The sequence below is a fragment of the Enterobacter sp. BIDMC109 genome (assembly GCF_001037885.1).
Taxonomy (GTDB): domain Bacteria; phylum Pseudomonadota; class Gammaproteobacteria; order Enterobacterales; family Enterobacteriaceae; genus Enterobacter; species Enterobacter hormaechei_C.
In genome coordinates this window covers 1,973,066-1,997,185 of sequence record NZ_KQ090002.1, presented here as the reverse complement: position 1 = coordinate 1,997,185, position 24,120 = coordinate 1,973,066, and the positions used below count along the sequence as shown (strand labels likewise).

Sequence of the window (24,120 nt, the reverse complement as noted above, 5' to 3'; positions counted from 1 at the left end):
AGGAATTATTATTGGTTGTCTTGTTTCATTTTGGCTTTCAGCGCAGCCAGTTGCTCGCTAATTTCATCATCGGCCTTCAGGTCAGCAAACTGCTGATCGAGGGTTTTCTGTTTACCGATGCTGTGGCTCTCGGCTTCAGCTTCCATGTGGTCGATACGACGTTCAAACGATTCGAAACGGGCCATCGCTTCATCCAGCTTGCCGCTGTCCAGCTGGCGACGCACGTCGCGAGACGAGCTTGCAGCCTGGTGGCGCAGCGCCAGCGCCTGTTGACGTGCACGGGTTTCGCTGAGTTTGTTTTCAAGCTCACCAATCTCTTTCTTCATACGCGCCAGAGTATCATCCACCAGCGTCACTTCGTGTTCCAGCGTGGCAACCATGTCGGTCAGCTTCTGCTTCTCAATCAGCGCAGCGCGAGCCAGATCTTCTTTATCTTTACGCAGCGCCAGTTCCGCTTTTTCCTGCCATTCGTTAAGCTGGGCAGTTGCCTGCTCGATACGACGCGTTAACTGCTTTTTCTCTGCCAGCGCGCGGGCGGAGGTGGAGCGTACTTCAACCAGCGTGTCTTCCATCTCCTGAATCATCAGGCGCACCAGCTTCTGCGGATCTTCCGCTTTCTCCAGCAGCGAGTTGATGTTGGCGTTCACGATGTCGGCAAAACGAGAAAAAATACCCATAATTCAATCCTCATAGTTCTGTTATCGGGCGATGCCCTGCTGAGTAGTTAATACAAATCCCATGCCAACTTTTTATCTTATTGATTTTACTGAGTGTGATTGATATTTATCCAGCCAGCGGCTATTCTCACCTGGTGAATATCACTAAGGAGTGGTTAATTTCATCATGGCTGAATATAAAGATAATTTGCTTGGCGAGGCCAACAGCTTCCTGGAAGTGCTTGAACAGGTATCGCGCCTCGCGCCACTGAATAAACCGGTGCTGATTATTGGTGAGCGCGGAACAGGTAAAGAACTTATCGCTAACCGCCTGCACTTTCTGTCTGGCCGCTGGGACGGCCCTTTTATTTCGCTTAACTGCGCGGCGCTGAATGAAAACCTGCTCGACACCGAGCTGTTTGGTCATGAAGCTGGCGCCTTCACCGGCGCACAAAAACGCCATCCCGGACGCTTTGAGCGCGCCGATGGCGGAACGCTCTTTCTCGACGAGCTGGCGACCGCGCCGATGCTGGTGCAGGAAAAACTGCTGCGCGTCATTGAGTACGGTGAACTGGAACGCGTTGGCGGCAGTCAGCCCCTCCAGGTCAACGTTCGCCTGGTGTGCGCCACCAACGCCGACCTGCCCGCGATGGTGGCTGAGGACAAATTCCGCGCCGACCTGCTGGACAGGCTGGCTTTCGATGTTGTACAGCTGCCGCCGCTGCGGGAGCGGCGCAGCGATATCATGCTGCTGGCCGATCAATTTGCCATTCAGATGTGCCGGGAACTGGGTCTGCCTCTCTTTCCGGGCTTCAGCGAACGGGCCACCGGGACCCTGCTCGGTTACCACTGGCCGGGCAATATTCGTGAACTGAAAAACGTGGTGGAACGGTCCGTTTACCGGCATGGCAGCAGCGAGACCGAACTGGACAACATTATTCTCGATCCGTTTCGGCGCGAGGATAAACAGCTCCCTGCTCCGGCGACGCGCCAGCAGGCTCCGGCGTTGCCGCTCGATTTACGCCAGTTCCAGCATCAGCAGGAGCAACAGCTGCTTGAGCAGAGCCTGAAAGAGGCGAAATATAACCAGAAACGGGCAGCTGAACTGCTGGGTCTGACCTACCATCAGTTAAGGGCATTGCTCAAAAAACATCAAATGCGCTGACATTATCAGCACTTACCCCCAGACATTTTTACGAAGCAGGCGTAAGTGCGATACACTTTGCAGATCGAATCTAAAAACCTTAAAAACTATGCGCCTGGTTTTATCGTCCCTGTTTGCACTCGGTCTGTTCAGCAATCTGGCCTTTGCTGCGCCCGATCGCGCTGTGCCCCCTGATATCCGTGATAGTGGTTTCGTCTACTGCGTCAGCGGGCAAGTTGATACCTTTAATCCGCAAAAGGCGGGGAGCGGCCTGATTGTTGATACGCTGGCCGCGCAGCTTTACGATCGCCTGCTTGATGTCGATCCTTACACCTATCGGCTGGTCCCGGAACTTGCCGAGAGCTGGGAAGTGATGGATAACGGCGCCACATACCGCTTCCGTTTACGCGATGACGTCGCTTTTCAGCACACCCCGTGGTTTACCCCAACCCGTAAGCTCAACGCGGATGACGTGGTTTTCACCTTCCAGCGCATATTCAACCGCAATCATCCGTGGCATAACGTTAATGGCGGGAACTTCCCCTATTTCGACAGTCTGCAATTCGCGGACTCGGTCAAAAGCGTTCGCAAACTGGATAACCGTACGGTTGAGTTTCGTCTGAATCGCCCGGATGCCTCCTTCCTCTGGCATCTGGCGACGCACTACGCCTCGGTCATGTCAGCCGAATACGCGGATCAGCTGACGAAAAAGGATCGTCAGGAACGTCTCGATCGTGAGCCTGTAGGCACCGGTCCGTTCCAGTTAGCAGAGTACCGCGCCGGACAATACATTCGCCTGCAACGCCACGATCGTTTCTGGCGCGGCAAGCCGCTGATGCCGCAGGTTATTGTTGATCTGGGTTCAGGTGGAACAGGCCGACTCTCCAAACTGCTGACCGGCGAGTGCGACGTGCTTGCCTGGCCTGCGGCCAGCCAGTTGACCATTTTGCGCGACGACCCACGCCTGCGCCTGACCCTGCGCCCGGGCATGAACATCGCTTATCTGGCGTTTAACACCGATAAGCCGCCGCTGAATAATCCGGCCGTGCGCCATGCGCTGGCGTTAGCGATCAACAACCAGCGTCTGATGCAGTCGATTTACTACGGTACCGCGGAAACCGCCGCCTCTATTCTTCCGCGCGCCTCCTGGGCCTATGACGGCGAGGCGAAGATTACGGAATATAATCCGGCGAAAGCGCGCGAACAGCTTAAAGCGCTGGGGGCAGAAAACCTGACGCTACAGCTGTGGGTGCCCACCAGCTCTCAGGCGTGGAACCCCAGCCCGCTGAAAACGGCGGAGCTGTTGCAGGCTGATATGGCGCAGGTGGGCATTAAGGTGATCATCGTGCCTGTCGAAGGCCGTTTCCAGGAGGCGCGTCTGATGGACATGAATCACGACTTAACGCTGGCTGGCTGGTCCACCGACAGTAACGACCCGGACAGCTTCTTCCGTCCGCTGCTGAGCTGTGCGGCAATCAACTCCCAGACCAACTACGCCCACTGGTGTAACCGGGAATTTGATGCCGTGCTGCAAAAAGCGCTGGCGTCTCAACAGCTTGCCTCACGCATTGAGGCCTACGATGAAGCGCAAAATATTCTGGCCAGAGAACTTCCCGTGTTGCCGCTTGCCTCTTCCCTGCGCCTCCAGGCCTACCGTTACGATATTAAAGGGCTGGTACTCAGCCCGTTTGGTAACGCCTCCTTCGCGGGCGTGACCCGTGAGAAAGAACAAGAGGTGAAGAAACCATGATTATATTTACCTTGCGTCGGCTACTGTTACTGCTGGTGACCCTGTTCTTCCTGACCTTTGTCGGCTTTAGCCTGAGCTACTTTACGCCGCACGCCCCGCTTCAGGGCTCATCTCTCTGGGACGCCTGGCTGTTCTGGTTTAATGGCCTGCTGCACTGGGATTTTGGCGTGTCCAGCATCAACGGACAGCTCATCTCCGAACAGCTGAAAGTGGTTTTCCCGGCCACCATGGAGCTGTGTATACTCGCCTTTGGCTTTGCCCTCATGGTGGGGATCCCGGTGGGAATGCTGGCGGGAATTTATCGTAATAAATGGCAGGATAAATTTATTAGCGCGCTTGCCTTAATTGGCTTTTCCATCCCTGTTTTCTGGTTGGCGCTGCTGCTTACCCTCTTCTTCTCACTGACGTTAGGCTGGCTGCCGGTATCTGGCCGTTTTGACCTGCTGTATAACGTGCAAACGGTGAGCGGCTTCGCGATCGTTGACGCCTGGCTTTCTGATTCAGTCTGGCGCGACGAAATGATCGTGAGCGCGCTGCGCCACATGGTGCTGCCGGTGCTTACGCTGGCCGTCGCGCCGACGACCGAAGTGATCCGCCTGATGCGCATCAGCACTATCGACGTCTTCGATCAAAACTATGTGAAAGCCGCCGCCACGCGCGGACTGTCTCGCCTGACGATTTTACGTCGCCATGTGCTGCACAATGCGTTGCCCCCCGTAATCCCACGTCTTGGGCTGCAATTCTCAACCATGCTGACGCTGGCAATGATCACCGAGATGGTTTTCAGCTGGCCGGGCCTTGGGCGCTGGATGATCAACGCCATTCGCCAGCAGGATTACGCGGCGATCTCCGCCGGCGTAATGGTGATTGGCTCGCTGGTCATTATTGTTAACGTTATTTCCGATATTTTGGGTGCCATGGCCAACCCATTGAAGCATAAGGAATGGTATGCCTTACGATAACGTCTACAGCGAAAAGCGCACGCCCGGTGCGCTACGCACCGTGTGGCGTAATTTTTACGGCGACACCACGGCGATGATCGGCTTTTACGGCTGCATTGGCCTCGTGTTGCTGTGCGTTTTGGGTTCGTGGTTTGCACCGTATGGCATCGATCAGCAGTTCCTGGGTTATCAGCTTTTACCGCCGTCGTGGTCGCGTTACGGGGAGGTTTCGTTCTTCCTGGGGACTGACGATCTCGGACGCGACGTGCTAAGTCGTTTACTGAGCGGCGCCGCACCGACGGTAGGCGGCGCGTTCGTGGTCACCCTGGCCGCTGCGATTTGCGGCCTGGCGCTGGGCATTTTTGCCGGCTCAACCCACGGGCTGCGGTCGGCCGTGCTTAACCATATTCTGGATACCCTGCTCTCTATTCCTTCGCTGCTGCTGGCGATTATCGTCGTGGCCTTCGCGGGGCCGCACCTCACCCATGCGATGTTCGCCGTCTGGCTGGCCATTCTGCCGCGCATGGTGCGCTCGGTTTACAGCCTGGTTCACGACGAGCTGGAGAAAGAGTATGTCGTCGCCGCCCGTCTGGATGGCGCCACCACGTTTAATATTTTGTGGTTTGCCGTGCTGCCTAACATTGCCGCCGGGCTGGTGACGGAGATCACCCGCGCCCTGTCGATGGCGATTCTGGATATCGCAGCGCTGGGCTTCCTGGACCTGGGCGCGCAGCTCCCCTCCCCGGAATGGGGCGCTATGCTTGGCGATGCGCTGGAGCTGATTTACGTTGCGCCGTGGACGGTCATGCTGCCGGGCGCGGCCATCATGGTGAGCGTGCTGCTCGTTAACCTGCTGGGCGACGGGATCCGCCGCGCAATCAATGCGGGGGTGCAATAATGCCGTTACTCGATATCCGCAACCTCACGATCGAAATTAAAACGGGCGAAGGCTGGGTCAAGGCCGTGGATCGCATCAGTATTACGCTCGCAGAGGGCGAAATCCGCGGGCTGGTGGGCGAATCGGGTTCGGGGAAAAGTCTGATCGCCAAGGCCATTTGCGGCGTGGCGAAGGACAACTGGCGGGTGACCGCCGATCGTATGCGCTTCGACGACATCGATCTGTTGCGTCTCTCCCCGCGCGAACGCCGTAAACTGGTGGGCCATAACGTCTCGATGATTTTCCAGGAGCCGCAATCCTGTCTCGACCCGTCCGAGCGCGTCGGGAAACAGCTGATGCAGAACATCCCCGGGTGGACCTATAAAGGCCGCTGGTGGCAGCGTTTCGGCTGGCGTAAACGCCGTGCCATTGAGCTGTTGCACCGTGTCGGGATCAAAGACCATAAAGACGCGATGCGCAGTTTCCCCTACGAACTGACCGACGGTGAATGCCAGAAAGTGATGATTGCCATCGCCCTGGCGAATCAGCCGCGTCTGCTGATTGCGGACGAACCAACGAACGCGATGGAGCCAACCACCCAGGCCCAGATTTTCCGCCTGCTCACGCGTCTGAACCAGAATAACAACACCACCATTTTGTTGATCAGCCACGACCTGCAAATGCTGAGCAAATGGGCGGATAAAATTGATGTAATGTATTGCGGCCAGACGGTAGAAACCGCGCCAAGCGAAGACCTGGTGACGACGCCGCATCATCCCTACACGCAGGCGCTGATCAGGGCGATCCCGGACTTTGGCAGCGCGATGCCGCACAAAAGCCGGCTGAATACACTGCCTGGCGCGATACCGCTGCTGGAATCGCTGCCCATTGGCTGCCGTCTGGGTCCGCGTTGCCCGTATGCTCAGCGCAAATGCATTGAAACACCGCGCCTGACAGGGCCGAAAAACCATCTGTTTGCCTGTCATTTCCCGCTGAACATGGAGAGAGAGTGAAATGGTCGAAACCTTACTGGAAGTACGTAACCTGAGTAAGACCTTTCGCTATCGCACCGGCCTGTTTTACCGTCAGACCGTCGAGGCTGTTAAACCGCTGAGCTTTACGCTGCGCGAAAAGCAGACGCTGGCGATTATCGGTGAAAACGGCTCGGGCAAATCGACCCTGGCAAAAATGCTCGCGGGTATGGTCGAGCCGAGCGGCGGTGAAATACTGATTGACGATCATCCTCTGGAATTTGGGGACTACTCTTTTCGCAGTCAGCGCATCCGGATGATTTTTCAGGATCCGTCGACGTCCCTGAACCCGCGTCAGCGTATTTCCCAGATCCTGGATTTCCCGCTGCGGTTGAATACCGACCTGGAGCCGGAAGCGCGTCGCAAACGGATTGTCGAAACCCTGCGTCTGGTAGGCCTCCTGCCCGACCATGTCAGCTATTACCCGCACATGCTGGCCCCTGGCCAAAAACAGCGTCTCGGTCTGGCCCGCGCGCTGATCCTGCGCCCGAAGGTCATCATCGCCGACGAAGCGCTGGCGTCGCTGGATATGTCGATGCGTTCGCAGCTCATTAACCTGATGCTGGAATTACAGGAAAAGCAGGGGATCTCGTATATTTACGTGACTCAGCACCTGGGCATGATGAAGCACATCAGCGATCAGGTGCTGGTGATGCACCAGGGAGAAGTGGTTGAGCGCGGCAGTACCGCTGACGTACTGGCCTCCCCGCTCCACGACCTGACAAAACGCCTGATTGCCGGACACTTTGGTGAAGCATTGACGGCGGACGCGTGGCGTAAAGATCGTTAGCCGTTGCGTAACCCGCTTGCCAGCAGAGTAAACACCTCTATGGCATGCGGAAGTGTCTTCTGCGGTTCATCGCTCGCGGCAATCAGCAGAGCCGCATTCAGCGCAGCGCCATTCAGCAGATGGGCTGCGACTCGGGCATCCATCTTTTTGATTACGTTGCACTCCATCATTTTTTCGATGGTCTGACGGGTCGACTCAAGGCAGCTGTTCTGGCTGGGCCATTGCGCCGGGTCGCCCAGAACAGCCGGACCGTCAAGAAGGACGATACGCTGAACTTCCGGAACGAGCGCCATTTTGATATAGGCGATGCCCTCCGCCAGCAGTCGCTCCCAGTCATCTTCGGCGGCGGCGGCAATCGCTTTTGCGTTTGCTGCCATTTCGCTGTCTATCTGCGCGACCACAGCTGCCAGTAATCCCTTCTTGTCGTTGAAATTATGATATAGCGCGCCGCGTGTTAACCCCACGCTTGCCGTGAGTTCATCCATTGACGCTGCGGCATAGCCTTTTTCAGCAAACGCCTTCCGCGCCGCCTGAATCATTTTCTCGCGATTTTCCTGGGCCGTTTCAGCGCGACGTTTTGTAGCCATGGGACTTCCTTCATTAAGCGGTAATTATAATTTGACATACGCGGCGTATGTGGATTACATTTTTGACATACATCGCGTATGTTACTTCTACTGCGCAACCACAACAATACCCCTGACAGAAAAGGAAAAACCATGCATCCACGTGACCCCGTCTTTCCGGCTAATCGCCATGCCCTCTATGAAGAGCATGGCTATTCAGCTGCAATCCGCTCTGGCGATCTGTTATTTGTTTCCGGTCAGGTTGGCAGCCGCAGCGATGGCACACCTGAACCCGACTTCCCCGCTCAGGTGCAGTTGGCGTTCGATAATTTACGGGCGACGCTGGCAGCCGCAGGATGTACTTTTGACGATCTGATCGATGTCACGACGTTTCATACCGATCCTGAAAACCAGTTTCCCGTCATCATGGAGGCGAAAAAACTGGCATTTCCGCACGCTCCTTACCCAAACTGGACAGCAATAGGCGTTAACTGGCTTGCGGGTTTTGATTTCGAAATTAAGGTTATCGCCAGGATCCCTACGCCCGCGAATTAACATAAGGCAGCAAACTGATTTACCGTTAAGCTATCACTGACGCACAAATGAAAGACAGCATCAGTAACTATATTCTCTCCTGGGTAGAAGAAAATAACTTTACTATTTTACACATTGATGATTTGGTTGCAGATATTGGATACAGCAGAAGAACCATCGAAACATGGTTTAAAGAGAAGTATCGGCTCTCTTTAGGTCAGTATATTCTCCGAAGGAGGTTAAGCCGTGCCGCCATTATGCTGAGAATGACGTCGATTCCGGTGACGGATATTGCGTATTTATTCCATTACCAGAGCAGCCAGGGATTTTCCAGAGCCTTTAAAAAAATGATGGGGCTGACACCCTCTGAGTACAGATGTGCCAGAGGGTGGAATTTTGACATCTTACAGCCCTCTTTTTTATTAAGCGAACTGGAAACGCCTGAGCTTGAGGTCTGCTTTCTGGATGAAACGTTTGTCTATACGCATGAAATTATCGAGCACGATCATCTTTTTGATTCCTCGGTACATGATATTACTAAAAAAATCAAAAAGCTCCTGACAGAAAACCGCCATGATATCGATAAAATTATTCTGATGCCCCGCCGCCCCGAGTTAGGCAAAAGCCGATCGTATCTGGTAGAGGTATTAATATCGTACGCTTTACAAAGCGACACCGTGACAAATAAAAAATCCTGCATTGTGCGGGGGAGATACGCAAGAATGCCCTTTAGCGGAAGCTGGGAAAGCTACAGCGCGTTTAACAAGATTGGCTTCGTTAAGGCGATGGTAAATAAACGCCTGATGTTGCGCGACGGTAATTACCTGATGAAAATTAATGCGTACAGCGATGAGCGTGTCGATTTTGATGTGTTCATCCCCATCCAGTAACCTCAGCTGCATTCAGCCTGTCTGGTAACGATTCTGTTTTTACCGTTGTGCTTAGCCTCATACAACGCCTCGTCCGCGTCACGCATAATATCATAGCTGTTGACGTTATTCTGAATGGCTGAGCACACGCCGATACTTAATGTGACCTTTACCGGGAGAGCATAATGATAGCCCGGCCCGGTGCGCTGTTGAACGTTCTGGCGAATACGCTCCGCGACGGCAATAGCCTGCTTACCGTCGGTATCCGGCAGCAGAAGACCAAATTCCTCACCTCCCAGTCGGGCAAAGATGTCGTTATCGCGAATGCTGTCTTTGATAATATCCACGACCGCCAGAATCACGCGATCCCCCACAAGATGCCCCCAGTTATCGTTTATCGACTTAAAGTTGTCGATGTCCAGCATCATAATGCTGGCCCCCTTTTCTGTCCTGAGCGAGCGGACCCGCGGAAGTGCCTCATAAAAATATTTACGGTTGTAGATCTGAGTAAGCGGATCGCGATCAACCCGATCGCCAAAAATTTTCAACAGGTTAAAGACATGGAACATTAAGGTACAAATTACAAATAATTTACTGAGGACCTCTACTGCCCGGCTGATATACCAGAGCGACAGATTGTAGGTATCAAGCAGTAAGAGGAAAAAATTGTAAACGATGGCGGAAAGGCAGACCACAATAATACTGTTCCAGATCCCGGACGCCAGGCGTGTCACTGAAATCATATAACAAAGTAAAACCGACCAGAGCAGGATCAGAACGTTTACGTACCTGATATCCCAGACAGGATGATGATGTTCATCTTCGTATGCTGCAATCGTTAATGTCCAGGCCGGATGGTAGCTGCTGAGATAATGGGCCAGCATCGGAAATATAACCAATGACATCATTAATGCTAACGTCATGCTGATCTTATTTCGGAATCTGAGCGCCGATCGTCTCGTGATTTTCTCCACACGGACCGCCAGCGCCAGTAATACGATAAAGCTCAGCTGCCGGAAAAAATAGAATACCGCCGTATCGTTGGTTTTTGCCGCCTGGGTAAAACCAGCATGCTCCGGAAGCTGAATAACAATGATCGTCTCAATAAAATAAACCAGCCCACTAAGAAATGCCAGGCTCAGAATGAATAATGAAAAACGCGTTCGGTCGGAGGCATACAGCATCTGGATAAAAATAAAGATAATGGTATCCAGAAAGAACAGCGCAATCATGACGATCAAATAGGTGGTCATAGGCACCCTGAAACCAGGATTATCATTCACGCAAAAGGAGTTCACCGCGATCATTAGTGCGAAAAGCACCGCACCTGACAGCATGATCAGTTTTTCGGCCAACGTAATATTTTTCATCTTCCTTCTTACCGCACACAGATAAAGACGCAAAATGGCATAGCCGTTATCAACCCTCGCGCAATTTTAAAGCGTTTAAAGGGCTAAACGGATCATTTTGCGCAAAAGGCGCTGGACACATCAGCATGAGGGCGGCGTCACGGTGCCCGCTGGTTGGATGAGGCGAACCCCGCGTGCGGTGATATACTGCTGGGATACACACGAAACAGCCTGATGAAGAGACAGTTCGACCTCTTCCGTGAGCCCATTCACGGTGCAGGAGCGAGAAATATCGTGACACAAGGGGCTGTGAGTGGGCTATAATTTCGAGCTAATTTCGAATGATTTTGAAATACTGCCTGTAACGCTATGAATTACAAGGCAAAATAAGCAATGAATATAAGGATTAAAGCTATGGGTTTTCTTTCCGGTAAGCGCATTCTGGTGACTGGCGTTGCCAGCAAACTGTCCATCGCATACGGCATCGCACAGGCAATGCATCGCGAAGGCGCTGAGCTGGCGTTCACCTACCAGAACGACAAGCTGAAAGGCCGTGTTGAAGAATTTGCCGCGCAGCTGGGTTCCAGCATTGTTCTGGAATGTGACGTTGCACAAGACGAAAGCATTGATGGCATGTTTGCTGAACTGGCAAAAGCATGGCCGAAATTCGACGGTTTTGTTCACTCCATCGGCTTCGCTCCTGGCGACCAGCTGGACGGCGACTACGTGAACGCGGTTACCCGTGATGGCTTCAAAATCGCCCACGACATCAGCTCCTACAGCTTCGTTGCAATGGCAAAATCCTGCCGCGCGATGCTGAATCCGGGCGCAGCCCTGCTGACTCTGTCCTACCTCGGGGCAGAACGTGCTATCCCTAACTACAACGTTATGGGTCTGGCGAAAGCGTCTCTGGAAGCCAACGTGCGCTACATGGCGAACGCGATGGGTCCTGAAGGCGTGCGTGTTAACGCTATTTCTGCGGGTCCAATCCGTACCCTGGCCGCTTCCGGTATCAAAGATTTCCGTAAAATGCTGGCACACTGCGAAGCGGTTACCCCGATTCGTCGTACCGTTACCATCGAAGATGTGGGTAACTCTGCGGCATTCCTGTGCTCTGACCTTTCCGCGGGCATCTCCGGCGAAGTGGTTCACGTTGACGGCGGCTTCAACATCGCTGCAATGAACGAGCTGGAAATCAAATAAGCTTGTCACTCTCTTCCCGCCAGGGAAGAGAGTTTCCTTCCGCCCCGCCCCTCGTTATTCCGTTCAGCTATTTGTTATCACCTAACAATATTTTTCCCCTCATCCGCCTTACGCCAGGATATTGATCGCCATTTTGAGATCAAGGAACGCCCATGGAACAACGCCGTTTTTCCGGCAAAGGCCACTGGTATCATGAAACCCAGTCGAATCATTCGCAGACGGACGTTCTGCCGCTGGTGCCCGAAGCCGCTAACGTCGACGACCGTTTTTTGCTCGATCTAGCCCTGCCCGATGACATTCTCGCAAGCTGTGCTGGTTGGCTTACGCATGCCCGAACCCTCTGTCATCTTTTGTTCCCACTTGATACTCCCGTGAACCGTCTGCATACGCTCAGCGCCTACGACAGGCTGAGCACGGCATTAACGGTTGCCCAGGCGTGTGGCGTTCAGCGGCTCTGTAACCACTACGCTGCTCTGCTCGCCCCTCTTCCGGGGCCGGACTCCTCCCGGGAAAGCAATCGACGCCTTGCAGAAATTACCCAGTATGCCCGCCAGTTAGCCAGCTCACCCGATGTCATCGATGATAAAGCCCAAAACCAGCTTGATGAGGTTGGACTCACAACGTATGACATTGTGCTCATCAACCAGATCATCGGCTTTGTCGGTTTTCAGGCGCGAGTGGTCGCGGTATTTCAGGCATTGCTTGGCCATCCGGTACGCTGGCTGCCCGGGCATCACATTCAGCCCCATACGCTGCCGGTCAGCTTCAGCAGATGGACCGCCACGCTACCCCCGGTTGAGCTAAAATATGCCAGTGCGCTTCAGCTTGAGGCGCTCTCACGCTGGCAGGCGGAACCGGCGCTTGAAGCGCTTACTCCTGTGCTGTGTCATGAGCCGATGCTGCTTGATCTGACGGGCGAAATTCTGCTTAACCATCCGCGAAGTGAAGGTCCCGCGTCTTCGATGATCTCGGCCGCTCGTGCGCTGCTTGTCGCCTCTCCGGATCGCTTTAGCGCCGCCCAGTTAACGCCCCTGACCGGGTCAGGTCTCTCGCCAGAGAAGGCCATCAACCTGCTTACCCGAGATGCATTTTATGGCTGGCTGGACCGTCTGCGCGTGGCGCTCGGCAAAGAGGAATAACCATACCCTTTACCTAAAGAGCGCTTGCTGTAGCAGTGAGATTCGCGTAAAACTGTCAGCCGCTCAATGGCTACGAAAATAGAACATTATGTTTCAGGACAACCCGCTGCTAGCGCAGCTTAAACAGCAACTGCATTCCCAGACGCCGCGTGCAGAAGGGGTCGTAAAAGCCACGGAAAAGGGCTTTGGCTTTCTTGAAGTTGACGGGCAGAAGAGCTACTTCATTCCGCCTCCTCAGATGAAGAAAGTGATGCATGGCGACCGCATTTCGGCCGTTATTCATACCGAAAAGGAACGAGAGTCTGCCGAGCCGGAAGCACTGATCGAACCTTTCCTGACCCGCTTTGTCGGGAAAGTGCATAAAAAAGACGATCGTCTTTCTGTCGTGCCGGATCATCCTCTCCTGAAAGATGCTATTCCGTGCCGCGCCGCGCGTGGCGTTGAGCATGATTTTGTTGAGGGTGACTGGGCGGTTGCTGAGATGCGCCGTCATCCTTTAAAAGGCGATCGCGGTTTTTACGCCGAGCTTACCCAATACATTACCTTCGGCGACGACCATTTCGTCCCATGGTGGGTGACGCTGGCGCGCCACAACCTCGAAAAAGAAGCGCCTGAGGGCGTGGCGACTGAAATGCAGGACGAAGGTCTGGAACGTCGCGATCTGACGGCGCCGGACTTTGTCACCATCGACAGCGCCAGCACCGAGGATATGGACGATGCGTTGTATGCCGAAGAGACAGCCGATGGCAAACTGCATCTGACCGTCGCCATTGCCGACCCTACCGCATGGATTGTCGAAGGCAGCAAGCTGGACGAGATGGCCAAAGTGCGCTCGTTCACCAACTACCTGCCGGGCTTTAACATTCCGATGCTGCCGCGTGAACTCTCCGACGATCTTTGCTCGCTGCGTGCGCACGAAGTACGTCCGGTGCTGGCCTGTCGGATGACCATTGCGGCTGATGGTACCATTGAAGAAGATATTGAATTCTTCGCCGCCACCATCGAATCCAAAGCCAAGCTGGCCTATGACGACGTGTCCAACTGGCTGGAGAACACGGGCAGCTGGAAACCCGAGTCCGACAACATTGCCGCACAAATTCGTCTGCTGCACCGCGTCTGCCTGAGCCGCAGCGAATGGCGTCAAACTCACGCGCTGGTCTTCAAAGATCGTCCGGACTACCGTTTTGTGCTGGGTGAAAAAGGTGAAGTGCTGAATATCATCGCTGAGCCGCGCCGTATTGCCAACCGCATCGTTGAAGAAGCGATGATTTCCGCCAACATTTGTGCCGCCCGCGTGCTGCGCGACAAATTAGGCTTTGGCATTTACAACGTGCACACCGGGTTTGATCCGGCGAACACCGAAGCGCTGGCTGCCCTGCTGAAAACCCATGACGTACACGTCGATCCTGAGGAAGTGCTGACCCTGCAAGGTTTCTGCAAACTGCGCCGCGAGCTGGACGCGCAGCCTTCAGGGTTCCTTGACAGCCGTATTCGCCGCTTCCAGTCCTTTGCGGAAATCAGCACCGAGCCAGGCCCGCACTTCGGCCTTGGCCTTGAGGCTTACGCGACCTGGACCTCCCCGATCCGTAAGTACGGCGATATGGTTAACCATCGTCTGCTGAAAGCGATCATCAAAGGGGAATCTGTTGCCCGCCCACAGGATGATACGACGTTGCAGATGGCAGAACGTCGCCGTCTCAACCGTATGGCGGAGCGTGATGTCGGCGACTGGTTATACGCGCGCTTCCTGAATGATAAGGCAGGGACTGACACCCGTTTCCCGGCTGAAATCATTGACATCAGCCGCGGCGGTATGCGCGTTCGTCTGGTGGATAATGGCGCCGTTGCCTTTATTCCTGCCCCGTTCCTGCATGCCGTTCGCGACGAACTGGTTTGTAGCCAGGAAAACGGGACCGTGCAAATTAAAGGCGAAACGGTTTACAAGGTCACTGACGTGATTGATGTCACCATCGCTGAAGTGCGCATGGAAACCCGCAGTATTATCGCGCGCCCTGTCGCCTGATAACCGCGTAAACTTCCGGCCGTTCCGTTAAGGGATGGCCGGGAGTTCTCTTCTGTATTATCTCCCGCAAAATCATCGTTTATTCTCACACTTTTCTGTTTCCCATCGCCACATTTCGCCAGAATTATCTACAGTAAAAGAGAGCCGTCATTGTCGACTGCAAATGAATAATTTGTGCGCTACTCAGCAGCCGCGGGAGAAAACGTGATGGACGATCTGGAGCAGAATTTGCTGTTTCGTTACATGGGTACGCATAGCCCTTGGTGGCGACTGACAGCAGACAGCAATGCTCTGCATCTTGCTGCCAGTGAAAGCGCTGACATCATTCAGGTGGTGGCGCTGGATGATGAGCAGGCCGCGCTGATCCGCCAGCTCACCGTGATAACCTCCAGCATTGCCATGACCCTGCCCTTGTACGGTGTGGACGTTCCCGTTCATCTTGTCGGCCGTAAAATTAACAAAAATGAGTGGGCAGGAACGGCATCAGCCTGGAACGATACCCCTTCCGTGGCGCGGGACCTGGCGCAGGGGCTCTCCTTCGCCGAACAGGTAGTGTCCGAGGCTAACTCCGTGATTGTGATCCTCGACCAGAACGGGAATATTCAGCGCTTCAACCGTTTAAGTGAAGAATATACGGGCCTGAAGGAACAGGAAGTTATCGGGCAAAACGTGTTCAAACTGTTTATGAGTCGTAGCGAAGCCGCAGCCTCCAAACGCAACATCACCGGTTTTTTTCGTAACGGCAGCTCGTACGAAGTTGAACGCTGGATCAAGACCCGCAAAGGGCAGCGCCTGTTTCTCTTCAGAAATAAATTTGTTCACAGCGGCAGCGGGAAAAATGAAATTTTCCTCATCTGTTCAGGTACCGACATAACCGAAGAGCGTCGGGCCCAGGAGCGCCTGCGCGTACTCGCCAATACGGATACGATTACCGGTTTGCCTAACCGAAACGCCATCCATGAGCTGATCTCTGATGCCATCACCGCTCGGGGTGACACCCAGGTAGGCGTGGTTTATCTCGATCTGGATAACTTTAAAAAAGTGAACGATGCCTATGGGCATATGTTTGGCGACCAGCTGCTACAGGCCGTTGCGCTGGCGATCCTGAGCTGCCTGGACGAAGGACAAACCCTGGCGCGCCTGGGTGGGGATGAGTTTATCGTGCTGGCCACCGATACCTCGCAGGGCGCGCTGGAAGCCATGGCATCGCGCATACTGACCCGACTTCGTCAGCCTTTCCGCATCGGGCTGATAGAGGTTTACACCGGCTGCTCGCTGGGCATCGCGCTTGCGCCCCAGCACGGTAACGATCGCGAAAGCGTCATTCGTAATGCCGACACCGCCATGTACACCGCCAAAGAAAATGGCCGGGGCAAATTCTGCGTCTTCTCGCCAGAGATGAACCAGCGCGTATTTGAATACCTGTGGCTGGATACCAACCTGCGTAAAGCGCTGGATAACGATCAGCTGTTAATCCACTACCAACCCAAAATAACCTGGCGCGGCGAAGTCAGAAGTCTGGAGGCGCTGGTGCGCTGGCAGTCGCCAGAGCGTGGCCTGATCCCGCCGATGGAATTTATCTCCTATGCTGAGGAGTCAGGGCTGATTGTGCCCCTGGGCCGCTGGGTTATGCTTGATGTGGTGCGCCAGGTGGCGAAATGGCGCGACAAGGGGATCAACCTTCGCGTCGCGGTCAACGTCTCCGCCCGTCAGCTGGCGGACCAGACCATCTTCAGCGACCTGAAGCAGGCGCTGAAAGACCTGAGTTTTGAATACTGCCCGATTGACGTGGAATTGACCGAAAGCTGTCTCATTGAAAATGAAGAGCTGGCCCTGTCAGTGATCCAGCAGTTTAGCCGCCTGGGAGCGCAAATTCACCTGGATGACTTTGGTACGGGGTACTCTTCCCTGTCGCAGCTGGCGCGCTTCCCTATCGATGCCATTAAGCTTGACCAGGCTTTCGTGCGGGACATCCATAAGCAGTCCATTTCACAGTCGCTGGTGCGTGCGATAGTCGCCGTGGCGCAGGCGTTAAATTTGCAGGTCATTGCTGAAGGGGTGGAAAGTGCAAAAGAAGACGCCTTTCTGACGAAGAATGGCGTCAACGAACGGCAGGGTTATCTTTTTGCTAAGCCCATGCCCGCTGCCGCATTCGAGCGATGGCTAAAGCGCTATCAGGCCAGAAATGTCCGTTAGCTGGCTTTGCGTAAGCCCGTCGCCTGATGGCGATTTTGCAGCATAACCAGCCGCTCCATGTAGGCGATATCCTTCGGTTCAAGGCAGAAGGCGGTATCAACCCAATCCTCGGTAATGTCCATCAGCTCGCTTCGCGGAAGTGGCAGCACGCGCGTACGCGCACGCAGCATGGCCCTTACGCCGTTGAGCTTCGGCTGTAGCGTGTCGATAAACGTCCGCACCGAAACATAGCTCTGTAACGGCTCGAATAAGAGATCCACAAGACCATGCTGCTCATACCATTCCGCCGTATGCGTCTCACCTTTGTAGATCAGCGCCTCCGCCATTTTCATGCCGGCACGACGCGCCACCAGTGAATAGCCGCCCATGCCCGGGAACAGATTGAACGCGATTTCCGGAAAGCCTAATCGGGCATCGCGCTGGGCCAGAATGAAATGATGCGCCAGCGCGGCTTCAAACCCGCCCCCTAACGCGCTTCCTTCCACCATAGCCAGCGTGACAGCTCCGGTATCAAACCCTCGCGAGGCGGCATGAACGCAGTCCACACAGGCCCGGGCATAGGCGCGTAACGCTTCGCGTCGGTTGTTTTTGATGCACTCAACGAAGAACTGTAAATCACCGCCGGTATTGTAGATGTCGGGGACCAGCGATCCGGTGACCCAAAAATCAACGACAAATCCGGACTGTCGAACCAGCCAGGAGAGATTCATGATCTCCTCGATCAGCGCATGATTGAAGCAAGGCCGTGGCGTGGCACGTAACATCATCCACACCGTACGCCGTTCGGCCTCATAATAAGCCGCCAGTTGAGTGAATCGTTCAGCATCAGTAAACAATGTGCAGGTTGTCTGGTTGATAACTGTCATAGTCGAATTCCTCTTATAAAAAAGCGCGTTGCGCGCAGTTTTAGACTAATCCACCCCTACAACCCGCAGCATACGGGGGCCAAATTTATCACTTTCATTTATGAACTTTGGTTATTGCATTTTTTACCTTCTCTTTTGAATCAATTTTCTGCATCATTGATAATATTAACTTTTCGCTTCAGGGTGAGCTTATGTCTAACATTGATGCAACAGCCGTGGCACAGCGTATTGATACTGTGCTGGATATTCTTGTCGCAGGCGATTATCACTCTGCTATCCGTAACCTTGAAATCCTCAAGTCTGAACTGCTGGCTGATAACGGCGCTGATAACGCTCCAGAATCCACTCAACCTAAAGCCCCGTGGGAAGTGTAGCCACGTCGTTTCCGCCCTTGCCTTTTAAATGGATGCTATGAATTCCCGACAACAAATCATTTTGCAGATGGTGATCGATCAGGGACGCGTAAGCGTGGTCGATCTCGCTAAAGCCACCGGCGTTTCTGAAGTCACCATTCGTCAGGATCTGAATCTGCTGGAAAAACAGAGCTACCTGCGGCGTGCGCACGGATATGCCGTTCCACTGGACAGCGACGACGTCGAAACCCGCATGATGAACAATTATGCGCTCAAGCGGGAGCTGGCGGAGTTTGCTGCATCCTTAGTGAATAACGGTGAGACCGTCTTTATTGAAAATGGCAGCAGTAACGCTCTTCTGGCGCGCACGCTCGCCGATCAAAAAGACGTTACCATCATCACCGTAAGCAGCTATATCGCCCATCTGTTGAAGGAAACTCAGTGCGAGGTGATACTGCTGGGCGGCATTTATCAGAAGAAAAGCGAAAGCATGGTGGGGCCATTAACGCGTCAATATGTTCAGCAGGTTCACTTCAGTAAAGCATTCATTGGTATTGACGGCTGGCAGCCCGACACCGGCTTTACCGGTCGCGACATGATGCGTTCAGACGTGGTTAACGCAGTGCTCGCCAAAGAGTGTGAAGCGATAGTGCTGACCGACAGCTCTAAGTTTGGCGCCGTACACCCTTATACGATGGGTCCGGCTTCACGCTTCAGCCGTGTGATTACGGATGAGCGTTTGCGCGATGAATATCGCCAGCAATTAGAACAAGACGGCCTGACTGTCGATATTGTGAAAAAAACGGCCTGATTATCCTGCTGCGCCCGAATAATGGGCGCACTTAAACCTTTCTCTGAGAGTATTCCGACCCTGCCTTTAAGAGTTTTTACCTGTTGAAACCGTTCTAAACACGTAAAATTAATATTAGCGATATAACAGGAAGTGACTATCACCTGCGTGATGATGAAACGCCTGCGCGACCAGCTTTCACGGGAACAGAATTTAAGTATGGATATTGTCTATACTTAAAGTGCATTCCTTTCCGTGAATCGATAATTCAGGAGAAAGTATTATGACCTTTACCAGCAAAAAATTAGCCGCCGCTGTTCTGGCAATCACTGTAGCAATGTCCCTGAGCGCTTGCTCTAACTGGTCTAAACGTGACCGTAACACCGCGATTGGTGCCGGTGCTGGTGCGCTTGGTGGTGCAGTATTAACGGATGGTAGTACGCTGGGTACATTAGGTGGTGCTGCCGTAGGTGGTGTTATCGGTCACCAGGTGGGCAAATAATCACCATAACGGCTCTCACCGGTATAATAATATATTTTGTATTTTCAGGTCTGACTTACGCACGTAAAAAAAGAGCCACGGCAATGTCCGTGGCTCATTTATTTTAGCCGCCCGCCAGTTTAACTTTCATTCCTTTGGCTTCCAGCAGCGTTTTAATTAAATCCCGTTTATCACCCTGAATCTCAATAATGCCGTCTTTTACTGCCCCACCGCATCCGCACTTCTTTTTAAGTTCAGCGGCGAGCTTTACCAGGTCTGCATCATCCAGATCAATGCCAGTGACAAGGCAAACCCCTTTACCTTTCCTGCCGCTGGTCTGGCGCTGAATTCGCACGATACCATCGCCTTTCGGACGTTCAGCTTTCTCTTTTGGCTCTTCAATGCGCCCGGTATCCGTTGAATAGACCAGACGACTGTTGGCGTCACGCATTATGCCCCCTTTTTCAGTGATGCATTAATCGCTTTCAGGGTCTCTGCCGGATGAGCGGATTGCGTCACCGGGCGACCAATCACCATATAGTCTACACCCGCGCTCAGCGCCTGCTCTGGCGTCATGATGCGTCGCTGATCCCCAGACTCGGTGCCTGCCGGACGGATGCCCGGCGTTACCAGTTTAAAGTCGCGGCCTAGCACAGATTTGAAGCGAACCGCCTCCTGAGCCGAACAGACCACGCCATCGAGACCACACTGTTGCGTGAGGCGCGCCAGACGCTCCGCGTGTTCGGCAGGTGACAACGTCACACCCAGATCGCGCAGGTCGGATTTATCCATACTGGTCAGCACGGTGACGGCGATCAGAAGCGGAGCGTCATTGCCAAACGGCACCAGCGCTTCGCGCGCAGCCGTCATCATGCGTGCCCCGCCGGATGCATGAACGTTAACCATCCACACGCCCAGTTCAGCCGCCGCAGCTACGGCGTGCGCAGTGGTATTTGGAATATCATGGAATTTCAGGTCGAGGAAAACGTCGAAGCCACGCTGGTGCAGATCGCGGACGATTGACGGGCCGAACAGCGTAAACATCTCTTTGCCTACTTTCAGACGGCAATCGCGGGGATCAATGCCATCAACAAAGGCCAGTGCGGCGTCACGGTTATTGTAATCCAGAGCAACAACTACGGGAGAATCGGTAACTACGCGGGAAGTGGAGGATGTAACAGACGTCATGACCAGCCCTTTTCGTCTATGGGCGCGCAGCGGCGCGGAACAGATAAACGGCGTGCATTCTACCTGCCCTCGGGGTAAATGAACAGAATCGAATGCTTTTCCTGCCGAACCCCAGACCGCTCGGTGCTGATGAAATTACTACAACCATTAGTATGTTGTAACTAAAATGAGGCGTTTTAAAAAATCACTGCCCGTCCAGACCTCGGATTGGCTTAATGGTGGACCACGCCCGGCAGGAAGGGCAATGCCAGTAAAGCGAATAGGCGGTGAAACCGCATTTCTGGCAGCGATAGCGCGGTTTGCTCCGCACCTGTTCACCCACCATGTCTCGCAGCACCATCAGGCTCTCTTTAGCGCGCCCTTCTTCTGCGTCATTAAGGTGGTAATCCATCAGCTTATGGAATACCCGCATGGTAGGATGACGCTGCAACTGACGGGTAATGTATACCTGGGCAGTATCACTCCCTTCGTGCTCTTCGACGACATCTGACAGCATCAGTTCGGCTGTGGCACCGGTGTTTTCTTCAACGCAGCGACGCAGAAACGCAACCCACTCGTCCTGCTTACCTAACTGCTGATAGCAGGTTTGCAGCATTTCCAGCGTTTCGCTGACCAGCTCTTTGTCCTGATCGATAACGCGAAGCAGGCTCTCCACGGCTTTGGCGTAATCACCGTTAGCCATAAAGACCCGCCCCATCATGATCGAGATGCGCGCGCTGTTGCGATCGGCCGCAGCGCCTTTCTTTAACAATGCCATGGCTTTATCCATGTCATCGCTACCCATCTGCTGGAGAGCCAGCTCGCAATAGAAGTGGGCAATTTCGACGCGTTGTTTGTCTTTACCGAGTTTGACCAGCCGTTCGGCGGTATCAATCGCTTTTTGCCAGTCGCTGGTGGCCTGGTAGATTTGCAGAAGCTGCTGAAGCGCACCGATACGGAAGTCCGTCTCATCCACCAGCTGAGAGAACATATCCTCGGCGCGATCGTAAAGCCCCGCGGCCATGTAATCCCGCCCAAGTTGCTGCACGGCCAGCAACCGTTGCTCATAGGTCAACGAAGCGCTTTCCATCAGGGTCTGGTGGATACGAATGGCACGGTCAACCTCTCCGCGCGAGCGGAACAGGTTTCCCAGGGTGAGATGCGCCTCAACGGTGCCGGTATCCTCTTTAAGCATGTCGAGGAACAGATCCACCGCTTTATCCTGCTGATTGCTCAGCAGGAAGTTCACCCCCGCTACGTAGTCACGGGAGAGTCGGTTTGCTTCATCCTGTTTTGTTTGTTGCGCGCTTCTGCGGCCCATATACCAGCCATAGGCTGCGGCGACAGGCAAAAGCAGAAACAACAACTCCAGCATATTCGATTATTCCTTGACTACCGGCACACCAGAGCTCGCCGGAATGTCAGACGCAGGCGTAAGTTGATGTTCAAGTCGTTTAATTTTACGTTCAGCGCGAACAAGAGAAACACGAACCTTAAGCCAGAACAGGCCGCATACAAGCCAGCCGATGACAAAACCCGCCGCGAATAACACCGCCAGCAGGCTCGACACCCGGTACTCGCCCTGCGCCAGCAGATAGTTAAAACTTACCTGTTGATCGTTTTGCGCGCCCAATGTGACTGAAATGACAAAAATCGCCAACACCAGTAAGAAAATGAGTAAATATTTCACATGACTTCCCGTTATGTGGTTCGAGCGTATAAAGCGTGTTCAACTCACTGCAATCAGCCTTATAAGCTACCATTTTAGTGGCGGGCGCGAAATGGAAAAAGTAACGCGCCCTACATGGATTTATGGTCAAAATGCGGAATATCAACCTTCAGGTTCCGCCAGACTCCCTTTCGGCTATTTCTTCCTTCTCTTCCGGCGGCGGCGTCAATGGTCCACAAAAACGTTGTGCAAGCCAGGTCGCCAGCGTCACCAGTACCCACGAGATCAGCGTTGCCACCACCAAATCACGCGGCCAGTGCATCCCCAGCAGCATCCGGCTGCCCATTACGCCTGTCGCCCAGACCAGCAAAATCGCAATCGTGAGGGTACGCCGACGCGGCCACAGCAGTCCCACGCCAAGTAGCGCCCAGCTGGCAGCAAACATCGTATGCCCGGAAGGAAACGCAAAGCCGGTCTCTTTTTGCCAGTGTTTGCGTAAAAAGGTCGGGATATTCTGCTATTCTGCAAGCTGCTCCTTTACCAACGCACCGCGATCTTTACGCTTTAAATTGTAGAACTCATCCACCGGAACATGATGCGTTTTTTCCAGCCAGACGACGAAAGGACGGGGTTCCTGCACGCGATCCTTGACCCACGACTTCACCCCCTGCCCGATAAGTATGGCGCCGCCGAGAATAGCGAACAGTACCAGCGCCGCGCGAAGGCGAAAGCGCAGGCACCACAGGAACCAGCCACAGAGCAGCACGTGCGTAATAATCCCCCACGGCTGGGTGACCGTCTCGGTTATCCAGTATAAGGCTTTCAGCCACGTCTCGTTTTGTCCGGGCTGCCACATCCAGCCGGAGAACCAAACGACCAGTGGTATAACGAGCAATACGGCGGCTCCTGCGGCCGTTCGTCTGGCAATTGAAAGCATGTCCTCTCCTTTTTCACTAAGCACCACAATCATAACTGAATTTCATCATTCTGGTGGATATGTCGGATTGTGCGTTTAACGTTTGTAAAGCGTGGTGGTGATTAGGTGAAGTTGCCGGGCTTGTGGCAAAATAGTCCGATACAGAAAGCATAATGGGGCAAAGGCACGAAACGTGTCAGCCTGGTCTGGAGAATCACATGCAGCTTAAACGTGTGGCAGAAGCCAAACTGCCAACCCCATGGGGCGATTTCCTGATGGTGGGTTTTGAAGAACTGGCAACCGGGCAAGATCACGTCGCCCTGGTGTTCGGCGACATTTCGGGGCAAACGCCGGTGCTGTCCCGCGTTCATTCAGAGTGTCTGACCGGTGACGCGCTGTTCAGCCTGCGCTGCGACTGCGGTTTTCAGCTTGAAGCCGCCCTTTCTCATATCGCAGAGGAAGGACGTGGCGTTCTGCTGTATCACCGTCAGGAAGGTCGCAATATTGGCCTGCTGAATAAAATCCGCGCCTACGCGTTGCAGGATCAGGGCTACGATACCGTCGAAGCGAACCATCAGCTCGGCTTTGCTGCTGACGAGCGCGATTTCACCCTGTGCGCGGATATGTTCAAGCTGCTGGGCGTGGACGAGGTGCGTCTGTTGACCAATAACCCGAAAAAAGTGGAAATCCTCACTGAAGCGGGCATCAATATTGTGGAACGCGTACCGCTGATTGTCGGCCGCAACCCGAAAAACGCGCACTACCTCGATACCAAAGCTGCCAAAATGGGGCATCTGCTGAGCGAGTAAA

24 protein-coding genes and 1 pseudogene are annotated in these 24,120 nt (G+C 53.9%); 16 read left to right on the top strand and 9 right to left on the bottom strand.

Annotated elements, in window-relative coordinates; translation table 11 throughout:
• Positions 1 to 8 precede the first annotated feature (8 nt).
• Complete coding sequence (pspA, locus tag SK62_RS09505) at positions 9 to 677, bottom strand: phage shock protein PspA (RefSeq protein WP_015570399.1); 669 nt, start codon at positions 675 to 677, stop codon at positions 9 to 11.
• Positions 678 to 828: 151 nt separating this feature from the next.
• Here pspA and pspF point away from each other — a divergent pair, with 151 nt between their 5' ends.
• The 6 genes from pspF (at position 829) to sapF (ending at position 7,189) form a co-directional block, all read left to right on the top strand.
• Positions 829 to 1,821: a phage shock protein operon transcriptional activator gene (pspF, locus tag SK62_RS09500; RefSeq protein WP_163358567.1), complete on the top strand. Its 993-nt coding sequence runs from the start codon at positions 829 to 831 to the stop codon at positions 1,819 to 1,821.
• A gap of 88 nt (positions 1,822 to 1,909) precedes the next feature.
• Positions 1,910 to 3,550 carry an ABC transporter substrate-binding protein SapA gene (gene sapA / locus SK62_RS09495; RefSeq protein WP_047719503.1) on the top strand — a complete coding sequence of 547 codons (1,641 nt, stop codon included), beginning with the start codon at positions 1,910 to 1,912 and terminating at the stop codon, positions 3,548 to 3,550.
• A complete protein-coding gene (gene sapB, locus SK62_RS09490) occupies positions 3,547 to 4,512 on the top strand; it encodes a putrescine export ABC transporter permease SapB (RefSeq protein ID WP_017383081.1) in 966 nt (321 codons plus the stop codon). Before sapA ends, sapB begins: the two co-directional genes overlap by 4 nt.
• Complete coding sequence (sapC, locus tag SK62_RS09485) at positions 4,499 to 5,389, top strand: putrescine export ABC transporter permease SapC (protein ID WP_003856843.1); 891 nt, start codon at positions 4,499 to 4,501, stop codon at positions 5,387 to 5,389. The genes sapB and sapC overlap by 14 nt, the downstream gene beginning before the upstream one ends.
• Positions 5,389 to 6,381, top strand: a complete 993-nt coding sequence (sapD, locus tag SK62_RS09480) for a putrescine export ABC transporter ATP-binding protein SapD (RefSeq protein ID WP_003856840.1) — start codon at positions 5,389 to 5,391, stop codon at positions 6,379 to 6,381. The genes sapC and sapD overlap by 1 nt, the downstream gene beginning before the upstream one ends.
• Before the next feature lies 1 nt (position 6,382).
• Positions 6,383 to 7,189 carry a putrescine export ABC transporter ATP-binding protein SapF gene (gene sapF, locus SK62_RS09475; RefSeq protein ID WP_047719502.1) on the top strand — a complete coding sequence of 269 codons (807 nt, stop codon included), beginning with the start codon at positions 6,383 to 6,385 and terminating at the stop codon, positions 7,187 to 7,189.
• Here the strand turns inward: sapF and SK62_RS09470 are convergent.
• A complete protein-coding gene (locus tag SK62_RS09470; protein WP_045339882.1) occupies positions 7,186 to 7,776 on the bottom strand; it encodes a TetR/AcrR family transcriptional regulator in 591 nt (196 codons plus the stop codon). The two genes, sapF and SK62_RS09470, sit on opposite strands and share 4 nt — an antisense overlap.
• Before the next feature lie 132 nt (positions 7,777 to 7,908).
• On the opposite strand from SK62_RS09470, the gene SK62_RS09465 reads away from it, so the two are divergent.
• Both SK62_RS09465 and SK62_RS09460 read left to right on the top strand, forming a co-directional pair.
• Positions 7,909 to 8,310, top strand: coding sequence for a RidA family protein (locus SK62_RS09465; RefSeq protein ID WP_045339884.1), 402 nt, complete (start codon positions 7,909 to 7,911; stop codon positions 8,308 to 8,310).
• Between the two features lie 47 nt (positions 8,311 to 8,357).
• Complete coding sequence (locus SK62_RS09460; RefSeq protein ID WP_045339885.1) at positions 8,358 to 9,179, top strand: helix-turn-helix transcriptional regulator; 822 nt, start codon at positions 8,358 to 8,360, stop codon at positions 9,177 to 9,179.
• Positions 9,180 to 9,181: 2 nt separating this feature from the next.
• Here the strand turns inward: SK62_RS09460 and SK62_RS09455 are convergent, their stop codons facing one another.
• Complete coding sequence (locus tag SK62_RS09455; protein WP_045339886.1) at positions 9,182 to 10,528, bottom strand: sensor domain-containing diguanylate cyclase; 1,347 nt, start codon at positions 10,526 to 10,528, stop codon at positions 9,182 to 9,184.
• 393 nt (positions 10,529 to 10,921) lie between these two features.
• On the opposite strand from SK62_RS09455, the gene fabI reads away from it, so the two are divergent.
• The 4 genes from fabI (at position 10,922) to pdeR (ending at position 17,068) form a co-directional block, all read left to right on the top strand.
• On the top strand, positions 10,922 to 11,710 hold the full coding sequence (gene fabI / locus SK62_RS09450; protein WP_003856831.1) for an enoyl-ACP reductase FabI: 789 nt from the start codon (positions 10,922 to 10,924) through the stop codon (positions 11,708 to 11,710).
• 152 nt (positions 11,711 to 11,862) lie between these two features.
• Complete coding sequence (locus SK62_RS09445) at positions 11,863 to 12,849, top strand: CMD domain-containing protein (RefSeq protein WP_047719501.1); 987 nt, start codon at positions 11,863 to 11,865, stop codon at positions 12,847 to 12,849.
• A gap of 88 nt (positions 12,850 to 12,937) precedes the next feature.
• Positions 12,938 to 14,872 (top strand): exoribonuclease II, encoded by a 1,935-nt coding sequence (locus SK62_RS09440; RefSeq protein WP_048249494.1) that lies wholly within the window; start codon positions 12,938 to 12,940, stop codon positions 14,870 to 14,872.
• Positions 14,873 to 15,076: 204 nt separating this feature from the next.
• The gene (pdeR, locus tag SK62_RS09435) at positions 15,077 to 17,068 is read left to right on the top strand and encodes a cyclic di-GMP phosphodiesterase (RefSeq protein WP_032103394.1); all 1,992 of its coding nucleotides are present in this window, start codon (positions 15,077 to 15,079) and stop codon (positions 17,066 to 17,068) included.
• Here the strand turns inward: pdeR and SK62_RS09430 are convergent.
• Positions 17,065 to 17,934, bottom strand: a complete 870-nt coding sequence (locus SK62_RS09430; RefSeq protein WP_047719499.1) for a crotonase/enoyl-CoA hydratase family protein — start codon at positions 17,932 to 17,934, stop codon at positions 17,065 to 17,067. The genes pdeR and SK62_RS09430 overlap by 4 nt on opposite strands.
• Before the next feature lie 191 nt (positions 17,935 to 18,125).
• On the opposite strand from SK62_RS09430, the gene SK62_RS09425 reads away from it, so the two are divergent.
• From SK62_RS09425 to osmB, 3 genes are all read left to right on the top strand, one after another.
• Entirely contained in the window at positions 18,126 to 18,308 is a 183-nt protein-coding gene (locus tag SK62_RS09425; protein ID WP_047719605.1) for a YciZ family protein, read from the top strand.
• A 37-nt stretch (positions 18,309 to 18,345) separates the two neighbouring features.
• The gene (locus SK62_RS09420) at positions 18,346 to 19,098 is read left to right on the top strand and encodes a DNA-binding transcriptional regulator YciT (RefSeq protein ID WP_017384211.1); all 753 of its coding nucleotides are present in this window, start codon (positions 18,346 to 18,348) and stop codon (positions 19,096 to 19,098) included.
• 262 nt (positions 19,099 to 19,360) lie between these two features.
• Entirely contained in the window at positions 19,361 to 19,579 is a 219-nt protein-coding gene (gene osmB, locus SK62_RS09415) for an osmotically-inducible lipoprotein OsmB (RefSeq protein WP_017384212.1), read from the top strand.
• Between the two features lie 103 nt (positions 19,580 to 19,682).
• Here the strand turns inward: osmB and yciH are convergent, their stop codons facing one another.
• The 5 genes and pseudogenes from yciH to pgpB form a co-directional block, all read right to left on the bottom strand.
• On the bottom strand, positions 19,683 to 20,009 hold the full coding sequence (gene yciH, locus SK62_RS09410; RefSeq protein ID WP_003856822.1) for a stress response translation initiation inhibitor YciH: 327 nt from the start codon (positions 20,007 to 20,009) through the stop codon (positions 19,683 to 19,685).
• Positions 20,009 to 20,746: an orotidine-5'-phosphate decarboxylase gene (gene pyrF / locus SK62_RS09405; RefSeq protein ID WP_047719498.1), complete on the bottom strand. Its 738-nt coding sequence runs from the start codon at positions 20,744 to 20,746 to the stop codon at positions 20,009 to 20,011. Before pyrF ends, yciH begins: the two co-directional genes overlap by 1 nt.
• 184 nt (positions 20,747 to 20,930) lie before the next feature.
• Complete coding sequence (gene lapB, locus SK62_RS09400; RefSeq protein WP_003856819.1) at positions 20,931 to 22,100, bottom strand: lipopolysaccharide assembly protein LapB; 1,170 nt, start codon at positions 22,098 to 22,100, stop codon at positions 20,931 to 20,933.
• A 6-nt stretch (positions 22,101 to 22,106) separates the two neighbouring features.
• Positions 22,107 to 22,415: a LapA family protein gene (locus SK62_RS09395; protein WP_003856817.1), complete on the bottom strand. Its 309-nt coding sequence runs from the start codon at positions 22,413 to 22,415 to the stop codon at positions 22,107 to 22,109.
• Between the two features lie 148 nt (positions 22,416 to 22,563).
• A pseudogene (gene pgpB / locus SK62_RS09390) lies at positions 22,564 to 23,331 on the bottom strand (phosphatidylglycerophosphatase B).
• Positions 23,332 to 23,528: 197 nt separating this feature from the next.
• On the opposite strand from pgpB, the gene ribA reads away from it, so the two are divergent.
• Positions 23,529 to 24,119 (top strand): GTP cyclohydrolase II, encoded by a 591-nt coding sequence (gene ribA, locus SK62_RS09385; RefSeq protein ID WP_003856813.1) that lies wholly within the window; start codon positions 23,529 to 23,531, stop codon positions 24,117 to 24,119.
• The last annotated feature ends 1 nt before the right edge of the window (position 24,120 follow it).

Coding starts and splice junctions, on each gene's coding strand:
- pspA (WP_015570399.1), bottom strand. CDS start 677: ATGGGTATTTTTTCTCGTTTTGCCGACATCGTGAACGCCAACATCAAC.
- sapA (WP_047719503.1), top strand. CDS start 1,910: ATGCGCCTGGTTTTATCGTCCCTGTTTGCACTCGGTCTGTTCAGCAAT.
- sapB (WP_017383081.1), top strand. CDS start 3,547: ATGATTATATTTACCTTGCGTCGGCTACTGTTACTGCTGGTGACCCTG.
- sapC (WP_003856843.1), top strand. CDS start 4,499: ATGCCTTACGATAACGTCTACAGCGAAAAGCGCACGCCCGGTGCGCTA.
- sapD (WP_003856840.1), top strand. CDS start 5,389: ATGCCGTTACTCGATATCCGCAACCTCACGATCGAAATTAAAACGGGC.
- sapF (WP_047719502.1), top strand. CDS start 6,383: ATGGTCGAAACCTTACTGGAAGTACGTAACCTGAGTAAGACCTTTCGC.
- SK62_RS09470 (WP_045339882.1), bottom strand. CDS start 7,776: ATGGCTACAAAACGTCGCGCTGAAACGGCCCAGGAAAATCGCGAGAAA.
- SK62_RS09465 (WP_045339884.1), top strand. CDS start 7,909: ATGCATCCACGTGACCCCGTCTTTCCGGCTAATCGCCATGCCCTCTAT.
- SK62_RS09460 (WP_045339885.1), top strand. CDS start 8,358: ATGAAAGACAGCATCAGTAACTATATTCTCTCCTGGGTAGAAGAAAAT.
- SK62_RS09455 (WP_045339886.1), bottom strand. CDS start 10,528: ATGAAAAATATTACGTTGGCCGAAAAACTGATCATGCTGTCAGGTGCG.
- fabI (WP_003856831.1), top strand. CDS start 10,922: ATGGGTTTTCTTTCCGGTAAGCGCATTCTGGTGACTGGCGTTGCCAGC.
- SK62_RS09445 (WP_047719501.1), top strand. CDS start 11,863: ATGGAACAACGCCGTTTTTCCGGCAAAGGCCACTGGTATCATGAAACC.
- SK62_RS09440 (WP_048249494.1), top strand. CDS start 12,938: ATGTTTCAGGACAACCCGCTGCTAGCGCAGCTTAAACAGCAACTGCAT.
- SK62_RS09430 (WP_047719499.1), bottom strand. CDS start 17,934: ATGACAGTTATCAACCAGACAACCTGCACATTGTTTACTGATGCTGAA.
- SK62_RS09425 (WP_047719605.1), top strand. CDS start 18,126: ATGTCTAACATTGATGCAACAGCCGTGGCACAGCGTATTGATACTGTG.
- SK62_RS09420 (WP_017384211.1), top strand. CDS start 18,346: ATGAATTCCCGACAACAAATCATTTTGCAGATGGTGATCGATCAGGGA.
- osmB (WP_017384212.1), top strand. CDS start 19,361: ATGACCTTTACCAGCAAAAAATTAGCCGCCGCTGTTCTGGCAATCACT.
- yciH (WP_003856822.1), bottom strand. CDS start 20,009: ATGCGTGACGCCAACAGTCGTCTGGTCTATTCAACGGATACCGGGCGC.
- pyrF (WP_047719498.1), bottom strand. CDS start 20,746: ATGACGTCTGTTACATCCTCCACTTCCCGCGTAGTTACCGATTCTCCC.
- lapB (WP_003856819.1), bottom strand. CDS start 22,100: ATGCTGGAGTTGTTGTTTCTGCTTTTGCCTGTCGCCGCAGCCTATGGC.
- ribA (WP_003856813.1), top strand. CDS start 23,529: ATGCAGCTTAAACGTGTGGCAGAAGCCAAACTGCCAACCCCATGGGGC.